8 protein-coding genes are annotated in these 12,133 nt (G+C 71.3%); 4 read left to right on the forward strand and 4 right to left on the reverse strand.

The window, feature by feature from the left end:
• Positions 1–34: 34 nt before the first annotated feature.
• Positions 35–1,330 carry a citrate synthase gene (locus QSK18_RS08835; RefSeq protein ID WP_232809268.1) on the forward strand — a complete coding sequence of 432 codons (1,296 nt, stop codon included), beginning with the start codon at positions 35–37 and terminating at the stop codon, positions 1,328–1,330.
• Between the two features lie 149 nt (positions 1,331–1,479).
• Here the strand turns inward: QSK18_RS08835 and QSK18_RS08840 are convergent, their stop codons facing one another.
• Together QSK18_RS08840 and dapD are read right to left on the reverse strand one after the other, a co-directional pair.
• Positions 1,480–2,565, reverse strand: a complete 1,086-nt coding sequence (locus QSK18_RS08840) for a hypothetical protein (protein WP_232809267.1) — start codon at positions 2,563–2,565, stop codon at positions 1,480–1,482.
• Positions 2,566–2,659: 94 nt separating this feature from the next.
• On the reverse strand, positions 2,660–3,697 hold the full coding sequence (gene dapD, locus QSK18_RS08845; protein WP_285617721.1) for a 2,3,4,5-tetrahydropyridine-2,6-dicarboxylate N-succinyltransferase: 1,038 nt from the start codon (positions 3,695–3,697) through the stop codon (positions 2,660–2,662).
• A gap of 127 nt (positions 3,698–3,824) precedes the next feature.
• Here dapD and dapE point away from each other — a divergent pair, with 127 nt between their 5' ends.
• Positions 3,825–4,913, forward strand: coding sequence for a succinyl-diaminopimelate desuccinylase (dapE, locus tag QSK18_RS08850; RefSeq protein ID WP_285617722.1), 1,089 nt, complete (start codon positions 3,825–3,827; stop codon positions 4,911–4,913).
• A gap of 17 nt (positions 4,914–4,930) precedes the next feature.
• On the opposite strand, the gene QSK18_RS08855 is transcribed toward dapE, so the two are convergent.
• Entirely contained in the window at positions 4,931–5,350 is a 420-nt protein-coding gene (locus QSK18_RS08855; RefSeq protein WP_232809264.1) for a hypothetical protein, read from the reverse strand.
• Positions 5,351–6,336: 986 nt separating this feature from the next.
• A complete protein-coding gene (locus QSK18_RS08860) occupies positions 6,337–10,515 on the reverse strand; it encodes a GGDEF domain-containing protein (RefSeq protein WP_285617723.1) in 4,179 nt (1,392 codons plus the stop codon).
• A 179-nt stretch (positions 10,516–10,694) separates the two neighbouring features.
• Between QSK18_RS08860 and QSK18_RS08865 the strand changes: the two genes are divergently transcribed.
• Positions 10,695–11,498: an LOG family protein gene (locus QSK18_RS08865; protein WP_285617724.1), complete on the forward strand. Its 804-nt coding sequence runs from the start codon at positions 10,695–10,697 to the stop codon at positions 11,496–11,498.
• A gap of 22 nt (positions 11,499–11,520) precedes the next feature.
• Complete coding sequence (locus QSK18_RS08870; protein WP_232809261.1) at positions 11,521–12,114, forward strand: LOG family protein; 594 nt, start codon at positions 11,521–11,523, stop codon at positions 12,112–12,114.
• Positions 12,115–12,133 lie beyond the last annotated feature (19 nt).

The raw sequence follows: 12,133 nt of genomic DNA on the forward strand, positions 1-12,133 counted from the left end.
ACCCTGGACCCAGACACCAGCGTGGGAGCGTCCTATGTCCGACGGATCCGATCAGATCACCCTGAACTACCCAGGCGGCGAACTCGACCTGGGGGTGACCCGGGCAACTGAGGGAACTTCCGGGTTCGGTGTGTCCTCGCTCCTCTCGAAGACCGGTTACGTCACCCTGGACCCGGGCTTCACCAACACTGCGTCGTGCACCTCGGCCATCACCTACATCGACGGTGACGCCGGCATCCTGCGCTACCGCGGCTACCCGATCGCCGAGCTGGCCGAGAAGTCCACCTTCCTCGAGGTCAGCTACCTGCTGATCTACGGTGAGCTGCCGAGCACGTCGCAGCTGGAGGAGTTCACCAACCGCATCCAGCGGCACACCCTGCTGCACGAGGACTTCAAGCGGTTCTTCGACGGCTTCCCGCGCGACGCGCACCCGATGCCGGTGCTCTCGGCCGCGGTCTCCGCGCTGGGCACGTTCTACCCGGACAGCACCAGCATCCGCGACCACGACCAGGTCGAGCTGGCCACCGTACGGCTGCTGGCCAAGCTGCCCACGATCGCCGCCTACGCCTACAAGAAGTCGGTCGGCCAGCCGTTCCTCTACCCGGACAACTCGCTCGGCCTGGTGGAGAACTTCCTGCGGATGACGTTCGGCTTCCCGGCCGAGCCGTACGACGTGGACCCGGTCCTGGCCAAGGCCCTGGACCTGCTGTTCATCCTGCACGCCGACCACGAGCAGAACTGCTCGACCTCCACGGTCCGGCTGGTCGGCTCCGGCCAGGCCAACCTGTTCGCCTCGGTCTCGGCCGGTATCCACGCCCTGTCCGGCCCGCTGCACGGCGGCGCCAACTCGGCGGTGCTGGAGATGCTGGAGGAGATCCAGAAGTCGCCCGACGGCCCCGACACCTTCATGAACAAGGTGAAGAACAAGGAGGGCGGCGTCCGGCTGATGGGCTTCGGGCACCGGGTGTACAAGAACTACGACCCGCGCGCGGCCATCATCAAGAAGACCGCCGACGACATCCTGCGGGGTCTGGGCGTGAACGACCCGCTGCTCGACATCGCGCTGCGGCTCGAGGAGATCGCGCTCAGCGACGACTACTTCATCGAGCGCAAGCTCTACCCCAACGTGGACTTCTACACCGGCCTGATCTACAAGGCCATGGGCTTCCCCACGAAGATGTTCACGGTGCTGTTCGCCCTCGGCCGGCTGCCGGGCTGGATCGCCCAGTGGCGCGAGATGACCGAGGACAAGCAGACCAAGATCGGACGTCCGCGGCAGGTCTACATCGGCGCCACGGAACGTCCTTACCTGGGGATCAGCGAGCGCTGATACACGTATGAGGGCCCGGTGGTCGGGTAGTCAGGACCACCGGGCTCAGGTTCGGCGCCGGGTGCTCCTCCACGACGAGGCGCCCGGTGGTTCCGTTTGGGGGCTCGAGGGTTTCCAATTGAGGACGCCCTCGGGCGCCGGTTGCGCTGTCAGTAAACAGTGATCTGGACCTGGCGATCGGAGAGATCGCCGGCGGTCTCCGTCCAGCCCTTGCCGGAGTCGGCCCGCACCCAGCGGTGCCCGGCCAGCGAAACCTGTTTCACCCCGAGCGCATCCGCGCGGGCCACCGCCCAGGACGCCAGGGCCCAGGCGTGGCGGTCGTTCTTCTCGGCCGGGACCGAGAACGTCAGGCCGGTGCCGGCCTGGTCGACCTCCGACTTGCTGCGGCCCAGCTCCTCCTTGGCGGCGGCGCGCACTCCGAGAGCCCGCTCGGTCAGGCCGTTCTCGCCCGGCTGCTGGGCGGCCAGGTCGTCTTCCTTCAGCACGCAGTTCCAGCCGCCGGGGGAGTGACCGGCCAGCGGGGACACGATCAGCCGGGCCTCGGGCTCGTGGTCGGCATAGGCCTCGGGGAAGGCCGAGCGCTGCACCTTCTGGGCGGCCTCGGTGATGGTCAGCTCGTCCAGGTCGCCGATCTTGGCCAGCGCGTCGTAGAACTCGTTGGTGGCGTAGATCGGGTCGAGGATCTCCTCGCGGGTGCCCCAGCCCTGCGACGGGCGCTGCTGGAAGAGGCCTACGGAGTCGCGGTCGCCGTAGGTGATGTTGCGGAGCTTGGACTCCTGGATCGCGGTGGCCACGCCGATCGTGGCCGCCCGCACCGGGAAGTCACGCTTCTCGGCGATGGCGGTGATGATCGCGGCGTTGTCGGCCTGGTCGATCTCCAGCGTGTGCTTGTCGCCGTTCTCGAACTCGCCCGTGCAGATCTCCCGCAGGGTGACCGGGCCGACGGCGCCCTGCAGCCAGATCCAGGCGCCACCGACGGCGGCGCCGGCGGTGAGCAGGATGACCGTCAGGGCGATCAGCGGGCCGCGGAAGGGGCTGCGGCGCTTGGCTTTGCGACCGCCCATGCTGCCCCCGTCGTCGCGGTACGGATCGGTGCTCTCCTGCGCCATCGGCCGGGTGCGCTCGTCCGACCCGGCCGGGGGCCGGCTGCCGACGGGAGCGGGCCGTTCCGGGCGGGGCGTACCGGCTTTCGGGCCCTTGGCCGGCATGGGCCGGGTGGGATCGGAGTTACTCATCCGCCCTCACCTCCTTGCCGTCGTCGTTCGGTCCGAACGGACGATCATGCAGCTTCTACCTGAGAGAAAGCTGCATGACCGCCTCTCGCCGGACTCAGTCGTTGGCGTGCAGCGCCGCGTTCAGCTCGAACGTGAAGCCACCGCTGCGGGCCAGCGCCTCCACCGCCCCGGTGGTGGAGTTGCGGCGGAACAGCAGGCCACTGGCCCCCGAAAGGGTGGAGGCCTTCACCAGCTTCGGGTTCTCCTTGCTGGCCGGGACCCCGTCGCCGGCCGTGCCCTTCGGCTCGGACAGCAGCTGCACCTTGGTGCCGGCGGTCAGGTACAGACCCGCCTCGACCACGCAGTCGTCACCCAGGCTGATGCCCAGACCGGCGTTCGCCCCGAGCAGGCAGCGCTCACCGATCGCGATGACCTCCTTGCCGCCGCCCGACAGCGTGCCCATGATCGAGGCGCCGCCGCCGATGTCGGAGCCCTCACCGACCACGACACCCTGCGAGATCCGGCCCTCGACCATCGAATTGCCCACCGTGCCGGCGTTGAAGTTGACGAAACCCTCGTGCATGACCGTGGTTCCGGCGGCGAGGTGAGCGCCCAGGCGCACCCGCGAGGCGTCGGCGATGCGCACACCGGCCGGCAGCACGTAGTCGGTCATCCGCGGGAACTTGTCCACCCCGGTGACCTCGACCCGGGTGTTCGGGCCGCCGCCGGCGCGGATGCGCAGCCGGGTGGCCTCGAAGTCGTCTGCCGGGCAGGGGCCGTGGTTGGTCCACACCACGTTCGGCAGGGCGCCGAAGATGCCGGCCAGGTTGATCGTGTTGGGCCGCACCAGGCGGTGCGAGAGCAGGTGCAGGCGCAGGTACGCGTCCGGCGTGTCCTTCGGCTCGGCGTCGAGGTCGATCTCGGTGCGCACCACGTGCAGGCGCACCTTGCGGTGCGGGTCGGTGCCCTCGAGCGAGGCGAGGTCGGCGGGCACGTCGTAGGGGCCGGCCGCCTGCGGGGCGGCGCCGAGCTGCGGAGCCGGGTACCAGGTGTCCAGCACGACCCCGGCCTCGGTGCTGCTGGCCAGGCCATAACCCCAGGCCAGGCGGGGGGCGGAAGCGGAAGCGGGGGACGTGGGGCTCACCTCGGTCATGCCGTGCATCCTACGGGCGGGCGAAGGGTGGTCCGCCCACCGAGCCACCCGCGCACCGGTACCCGAAACGCATCGGTGCCCGCCGGCGTCCTCAATCTGGTTTCGTGGGGCCCGATATGGTCGCGACATGACCGGTGCCGCGCTGCCCCTGAACCTGACCGGCGACGTCGTGGACCTCACGCGCGCGCTGTGCGACATCCCCTCGGTGAGCGGTGACGAGGCGCTGATCGCCGACCGTGTCGAGGCCGCGCTGCGCGAGCTCGGGCACCTGGAGGTGATCCGCGACGGCAACTGCATCGTCGCCCGCACCCACCTCGGCCGGGCCGAGCGGGTGGTGATCGCCGGGCACATCGACACGGTGCCGATCACGGTCGAGCCGGCCAACCTGCCCACCTGGCTCTCCCCGGACGGCTCGGTGCTGCACGGCCGGGGAACGGTGGACATGAAGGGCGGTGTGGCGGTGGCGCTGGCTCTGGCCGCGACCGTCACCGAACCCACCCGCGACGTCACCTACGTGTTCTACGACTGCGAAGAGGTGGAGGCCGTGCGCAACGGCCTCGGCCGCCTCTCCCGCACCCGGCCGGAGCTGCTGCAGGCCGACTTCGCGGTCCTCGGCGAACCCACCTCGGCGGTGGTCGAGGGCGGCTGTCAGGGCACCATGCGGATCGAGGTGGAGACCACCGGGACGGCGGCGCACTCGGCCCGGTCGTGGATGGGCTCGAACGCGATCCACAAGGCCGGGGCGGTGCTCGAGGTCCTGAACGCCTACCGGGCCCGCGAGATCGAGGTCGACGGGCTGGTCTACCGGGAGGGCCTGAACGCGGTCGGGATCTCCGGAGGGATCGCCGGGAACGTCATTCCCGACCGGTGCACGGTGCTGGTCAATTACCGGTTCGCGCCGGACAAGAGCCTGGAGCAGGCCGAGGCGCACCTGCGTTCGCTGTTTGACGGGTTCACGGTCACCGTCACGGATGCCTCGCCGGCCGCCCGACCAGGGCTGAACGCCCCGGTGGCAGCGAATTTCGTGAAGGCAGTAGGGGGAACACCCGGACCGAAGTTCGGCTGGACCGACGTGGCGCTGTTCTCCACGCTCGGGATCCCGGCGGTGAACTTCGGCCCGGGCAACCCCTCGCTCGCGCACAAGGACGACGAGCAGTGCCCGGTCAGCGATCTCACCGCCTGCCTGGAGGCCCTGCGGCGGTGGCTGGTCGCGTAGGTCTTGAGGTTCTCGGCTCAGGCCACCGCGAACAGGTGGTCGACGATCGGGTCGGGCACCGCGTAGGAGTTCGCCCCGTCGATGGTCAGGCAGGTGGTGGTGCCCTGCATGAACCAGACCACGTCGTCGAACTCGAAGGGGACCACCGGGCGCATCAGCCAGTGCTTGAACGACTCCCGGTGCATGACCGCGAGAGTGCGATTGCCGTACCAGAGGGTCACCGTGTCGATCCGCACGACGACCTCGATGGTGCCCACCCGCCAGCCCCGGCTGTCGGTCAGGTCGAACTCCAGCCGGCCCGTCCACTGGACCGGATGGGTGTGCTGGGAGTTGATCGGGGTCCGGGGAGTCTGAGGGTTCGTGTCCGCCGTCTTGTCGGTCGGACGGTCGGGCCTTGAAGCGTCGAGTCGGCTGCCGCTGGTCTGCTGCTCTGTCATCAGGTCTCGATTCCGCCCGTCACCGTCGCCGGACTCCGCACTGGTCCGCGTAGCCGGGATTCGCCCTTCAACCACGGCGGGCCCGCGCCAAGCCCACCGTCACCGCACACGCGAACATTCCGTGCCCCACCCCGTCGATTCGTGCCGCACTGTTACATCTTGCTCACGTATAGGCTTAATCAATGAGTGATTAGAGCGCAATATGGCATTTTGCGCACGTGTGGAGTGCAGTAAGCGTTCATCGATGAAGGTGGACAGGGGGTGTGCGGCGCTTCGCGCAGTGTTAAGTACCTGCTCGTGCGGTCTCGGGCGAACCAGCTTGAGGACGCCGGTGGGCCCCTTTGTTGAGGTCGGTGGACGGGTGGTCGGTGCCGGTCGGGTTCGGTGGGGAGGCTTGGACGCCGGGCGCTGTCGCCGGGTGTCAGCCTCTCTTGCCGGGAGCGGCTGTCGGTGCCGGCTCCGTGGCAGGAGCGGCTTCGGCCACCTGGGCGGGGTCGGTCTTCGTCGATGTAGACGCCTGGTACATGAACGGCGTGGCCCGCGGACCTTTGGCCGGCTGACTTGGGAAGTCAGCCCTGCGGCGGTCGGCCGGGTCCGGGACGGGTTGCTCTTCGTTGATGTGTACACCTGGTACACGAACGCCCGCGGACCTCTAGCCGACTTGGTGGAGGCCGGCCTGCGGTGGTCGGCGGGGTCCGGCGGTGGTCAGGTTGGTCCTCGTTGATGTGTACGCCTGGTACACGAACGGCGTGGCCCGCGGACCTCTGGTTGGCCGACCTGGTGGAGGTCAGCCCCTGCGGTGGCCGGTTGGGCCAGTGGTGGCCTGGGGCCTGCTGGTGGTGGGGGGCGGTCTTCTTCTATGTGTACGCCTGGTACACGACCAGGCGGCCCGCCGATCCCACTCAGTCAGTCAGCCCGGGTCGGCCCATCTGGCAGCAGCCAGCCCGGGGTGGCTATTGGATTCGGCATCGGCCGCCGGGGCGGAGTCAGTCGTTGCGGTGACGGCGGCGCGCGGAGAGGTCGATGATCGCCTGGCGTGAGGTTCCCGGACCCAGCGGGTCGCGGTGGCCGGTGCCGGGCAGCTTTCCCTGCCCCGGCTGCTCACGGACGTCGATCTCTTCGTCCTCCTCGGGCCAGCCGTTGGCCGACCGCCCGCCCGAACTGCTGCCCGAACTGCTGCCCGAACTGCTGCGGGGACGCTCGTCGCGGGCTTCCGGACCCCAGGGGGCGGGGGAGGAGGAGCCCGAGCTCCAGGGGGCGGCCGGCTCTTCCGGGGCGTTGCTGTAGGGCGAGGGGTAGCCGGACGAGCTGTTGCTGTACGGGCTCTCGCTGCCGTAGGAGCTGCCCGGGCGGTCCGCCGACGAGTCCGACGGGTAGGACGAGCTGCTGCGGTAACTGTCGTCGTAGCCGCTGCCGTAGGACGAGCCGCTGGAGTACCCCGGAGCGTCGGCCGAGGGGTAGCCCGAGCCGCTGCCTCCCGAGCCGGAGTTGCTGGAGCCGGAGCTCGGCCCGGGGACCGGGTCGTTCAGCGGGTCGCTCAGGGCCCGGAACGTCTCGGTGGAGGGGCCGAGGTTGGGGCTCGGACGGTAGATCTCGGCCGCCGTCTCCTGGAAACGGCGGTCGGCCTCGATCTGCTCGGGTCGCGGGGCGGAGGGCGCGGTGGGCGACTCGACCGCGGCGGCGCCGGGCATCATCCAGCTGCCGGTGTTGGGGCCCTGCGTGGTGGGCCAGCTGCCGGTGTTGCCGGAGGCGGTGGCCGCCAGGCGGGCAGCCCGTTCGTAGGCCTCCCGCCGGATCTCCTCGGCTGCCCGGCGCACCTCTTCCAGACGCTGGCGCTCGGCCTCTTCGCGGGCCGCCTGCTCGCGAGCCAGGCGCTCGGCCTCTTCCCGCTCGGCGCGCTCGCGGGTCTCCCGCTCACGGCGGGCCGCAGCAGCCCGTTCGCGGGCCTCGTGGATGCGGCGCTCACGCTCGACGCGTTGCCGCTCCAGACGCTCGGCCTCGGCCTTGGCCAGGGCCTCCTTGCGCTCCTTCTCCAGACGCTCCTGCTCAGCCTTCTCGGCTGCCCGGCGGGCGGCCTCGGCCCGCTCACGCTCGACGCGCTCACGTTCGATGCGTTCCGCTTCGAGACGCTCGCGCTCGATGCGCTCGGCCTCGGCCTTCGCGCGGGCCTCGGCCTCGAGGCGTTCGCGCTCGCGTCGCTCGGCCTCGATCCGCTCCCGTTCGAGGCGTTCGCGCTCGCGCCGTTCGGCCTCGATCCGCTCGCGTTCGAGGCGCTCGCGTTCCAGACGTTCCCGCTCGAGCCGTTCGGCCTCGGCCTTCGCACGGGCCTCGGCTTCGAGGCGCTCGCGTTCGCGGCGTTCGGCCTCAGCCTTGGCTCGGGCCTCGGCTTCGCGGCGTTCTGCCTCAGCTTTGGCACGGGCCTCGGCCTCAATGCGCTCGCGTTCGAGCCGTTCGCGTTCGCGGCGTTCCGCCTCGGCCTTGGCGCGGGCCTCGGCCTCGCGGCGCTCCCGTTCGATGCGCTCGCGCTCCAGGCGCTCCTGCTCGCGGCGTTCGGCCTCGGCCTTGGCGCGCGCTTCGGCCTCGAGCCGTTCACGTTCGCGGCGTTCCGCCTCGGCCTTGGCCCGAGCCTCGGCCTCGAGGCGCTCACGTTCGAGCCGCTCGGCCTCGAGCCGTTCACGTTCCCGGCGTTCCGCCTCGGCCTTGGCCAGGGCCGCCTGCCGCTCGCGCTCCACCCGCTCGGCCTCGGCCCGGGCCTCTGCCTCGCGACGCTCGCGTTCGATCTGCTCGGCCAGACGCCGGGCCTCGGCCTCGATCCGCTCGCGCTCTTCCTTCTCGCGCCGCTCGGCCTCGATCCGCTGCCGGGCCTCGCGGGCAGCCCTCTCCCGGGCCTCCCGCTCCCGGGCCTCGCGCTCGGCGCGTTCCCGGGCCTGCAGTTCGATGCGCTCGCGGGCAGCGCGCTCCTTGGCCTCCTGCTCGGCGCGTTCCCGGGCCTCGCGCTCGGCCTGCTCCCGCTCGATCTTGGCCCGGGCCTCGCGAGCGGCCCGCTCGCGCGCCTCGGAAGCCTGCCGGGCCGCGACCGCGGCGGCGGCCGACTCGGCCTCGCGCGCTCCCTGGTCCTCGACCGGGATGCCGTTGACCGGCGAACCCGCCGCCTCGGCGTCCCGCGCGGCCCGCCGGGACCGCCGGGTGCCCGACGACCGGGGCAGTTCCGCAGCCGCGCCGTAGGGGCGCCCGCCGTCCTTCTCGTCATGGGACTCGGTCTCGGGCAGGACGTCGCCGAGCGCCGGGTCGCCGGCCGGGGCCAGACCGAGCCGCACCCCGTTCACCGGGGTGCCGTTCTTCTCCCGGCCGGGGTCCTGAGCGGATTCCTGACCCGCATCCAGAGCCGGATCGAACTCCGGGTCGGTGGACCGACGTCCTCCATTGAGCCCTTGGGACACCGCGGGACGCGAGCCGGGACGGCTGTGCGGCCCCAGCACCTCGGCCCCGAGCAGTCGGGTCGGCGTGGGCGGCATCGAAACCGCGGCCACGTCGTCGGTCGAGTCGTCGTCCCAGCTGGAGACCGGGGCGGACACCGGGCGGGCGTCCTCCTCGCCCGGGCGGTCGCGCTTGGCTGCCAGCAGCCGCTCGTCGGCGCGCCGGAAGAGCTTCTCGGCGTCGGCGTCGGGCCGCCGGCCGGACAGCGACCAGACCGCGGCCACCCCGGTGGTGATCGACACGTCCAGGCCGTCGGCCAGTTCGTTCCACGGGCGGGCGCCGACCGCCACACACATCCGCTCGGCCACCGCGTTGGCCTCTTCGTCGCCGGTGCCCGGCAGCAGCACCACGAACTCGTCGCCGCCGTACCGCAGCAGCTGGTCGTCGGTGCGCAGCTGCAGCGACAGGCTGGCGGCGACCCGGCGCAGCACCTCGTCACCCACCACGTGGGTGAACCGGTCGTTGATCTCCTTGAAGTGGTCGACGTCGACCAGGATCAGGGCCAGCGGCAGCGGGCCGAAGCGCAGCAGCTGCCGCAGCTCCTCGTCCAGCGCCCGGCGGTTGCCCACCCCGGTCAGCGCGTCGGTACGGCTCTCGGTGCGCAGCGCCTGGTGCTCCAGCGCCTGGCGGGCCGTGTCGGCCACCAGGTCCATCCCGCGCCAGCCGAGCCGGACCAGCAGTTCCGTCATCCGGTGCAGCACCGGCACGACCTCGCCGTTGGCGTAGGTCTCGAGCCAGAGCCGCTCACGGGTGCGGCAGACCTCGAGCACCAGGTTCGGCAGGGTGGCCGGCGGCGAGATCGCCGCGTCGTCCAGGCTGCGGGCGGTGGCCAGCGAGCCGACCAGGGCGTGGGCGCGCATCGCGGCCAGCGAGACGATCTGCCGTTCGGCCGCGGGCAGGTCGCCCACCGTCCCGAACGCGTCCGGGCCGAGCAGCCGCAGGGCCTCGGACGGCCGGCCGCGGTAGGCGGCGGCCAGGGCCCGCACACCGTTCGCCCCCCGGCGCAAGGTGCCGGGCACCGCGTCCTCAGGTAGTTCGTCGACCTTGGTGGCCAGTTCGACGGCCCGGCTCATGAACTCCTGCTGCGGGTCCTGCGCGCCCCCGGCCAGCGGTTCCATCGCGCGGGCGGCCAGCTCGGTGGCCCAGGTGCCCCAGTGCTCGGCCTGGTCGAGCGGGCTGCGCGCGGCGATCGTGTGCTCGATCCGGGTACGCGTCTCGTCGGCCCGGTCCTGCAGGCGCAGCCCGGCGTAGACCACGGCCAGCCCGTTCAGCAGCCGGTAGCCGTTCTCCTCGGTCAGCTCGTCGCCGGCCAGCGCGGAGTCGGCCCGGGCCAGGTCGGAGGTGGCGCCGCCGATGTCCCCGGAGTCGACCCGGAACTGGGCCCGGGCGGCGCAGGCGATCGCCGCCCAGAGCCCGGCCTGACGTTCGTGGGCAGCGCGTTCCAGCACGTCACAGGCGGCGATGGCGGTCTGGTGGCCGCCCCCGAGGCGGCGCAGCAGCACCGCGCGGCCGTAGAGGGCCAGCAGCAGGGTCTCGTCGTCGGCGGTCTGGGCCAGGCTCGGGATCAGCGCCTCGAGTCGCCGAAGAGCGAGATCAGCGCGCCCGTACCGGCCCTCGACGACGAGTTTTTCGACGTCCGCCAGCGGAGACACGCCGTCCCGGGTCAACTCCTCCGGCAGACCGCGCACGCACCGACACTATCGGGGTTTGAGCGCACGACTCGAGTGAAGCAGGACGTATTTTCTCGTCCCGGACGAACCCGTGGGCACAGCGTCACCGTCCCCGACGAACCGTGACGGGCGGGGCGGGTGGGGTCTGGTGACCCTGCGGTGGTGCGGCCCGGCCAGAAACGCCTACCGTCAGGCCGATGAGCACGCGACCGAACCCCGCAGAGCCGGAAGATCCTCACATGGACAAGGACGAGCACACCTCGGGCCCGACCACCCGGCGCGGCGGTCTGGTACCCCAATCCACCACCGACCAGCGGCTCCTCGACGGCCGCGGGTCCAGCGACTGGGTGCACACCGACCCCTGGCGGGTGATGCGCATCCAGGCCGAGTTCGTCGAGGGTTTCGGCGCCCTGGCCGAGCTCGGCCCCGCGATCAGCGTGTTCGGCTCGGCCCGCACACCCGACTCGGCGCCCGACTACAAGCTCGCCCAGCAGGTCGGGCAGGCTCTGGTCAAGGCCGGGTTCGCGGTCGTGACCGGGGGCGGTCCGGGTGCCATGGCAGGTGCCAACCAGGGGGCGCACGAGGCCGGTGGCGTCTCGGTCGGGCTGGGCATCGAGCTGCCGTTCGAGCAGGGCATGAACGAGTGGGTCAACCTCGGCGTCAACTTCCGCTACTTCTTCGCCCGCAAGACCATGTTCGTCAAGTACGCCCAGGGATTCATCGTCCTGCCGGGCGGTTTCGGCACCTTCGACGAGCTGTTCGAGGCGCTCGTGCTGGTCCAGACCCACAAGGTCACGTCGTTCCCGATCGTGCTGCTGGGGTCGGACTACTGGCAGGGCCTGAAGGACTGGCTGGCCGGCCCGGTGCTGGCCCGGGGGATGATCAAGGAGGCCGACCTGGACCTGCTCACGATCACCGACGACGTGGACGAGGCGGTCGGCCTGATGGCGGCCGCCCAGGCCGAACACGCCGCGAAGCCGGACCCCGCCGCAGGCGCCTGAGCCCCCGGGCGACAATGGCGCGGTGGCCAGGATCTGTGTCTTCTGCGCGTCGTCCGTCAGGATCGACCCCCGTTTCGTCGAGCTCGCCTCCGAGGTAGGGGCGGCGATCGCCGCCCGGGGCCACGACCTGGTCTCGGGCGGCGGCTCGATCTCGATGATGGGCGCGGTGGCCCAGGCCGTCCGGGCCGGGGGCCGGCACACCGTCGGGGTGATCCCGCAGGCCCTGGTCGATCTCGAGGTGGCCGACCACGACGCCGACGAGCTGATCGTCACCACCGACATGCGCTCGCGCAAGGGAAGGATGGAGGAGTTCGCCGACGCCTTCCTGACCCTGCCGGGCGGTATCGGCACGCTCGAGGAGCTCACCGAGGTGTGGGTGTCGGCGTCGCTCGGGATGCACGCCAAGCCGGTGGTGGTGCTCGACCCGACCGGGCTCTACGCCCCCCTGCACGACCTGATCCGCAAGCTCTCGGCCGAGAACTTCCTGTCCGAGGCGGCGCTCGACACGCTGGCCTGGACGACCACGATCGACGAGGCCCTCGACCAGATCGAGGCCCGGCTGGGCGAGCTGCCCGCCGTTCCCGCAGTGATCGAACAGGTGGAGTCCGCTCCGTGACGGTTCCTGCCCCCTCCGC

Source organism: Kineosporia sp. NBRC 101677 (assembly GCF_030269265.1).
In the GTDB taxonomy this organism is placed as follows: domain Bacteria; phylum Actinomycetota; class Actinomycetes; order Actinomycetales; family Kineosporiaceae; genus Kineosporia; species Kineosporia rhizophila.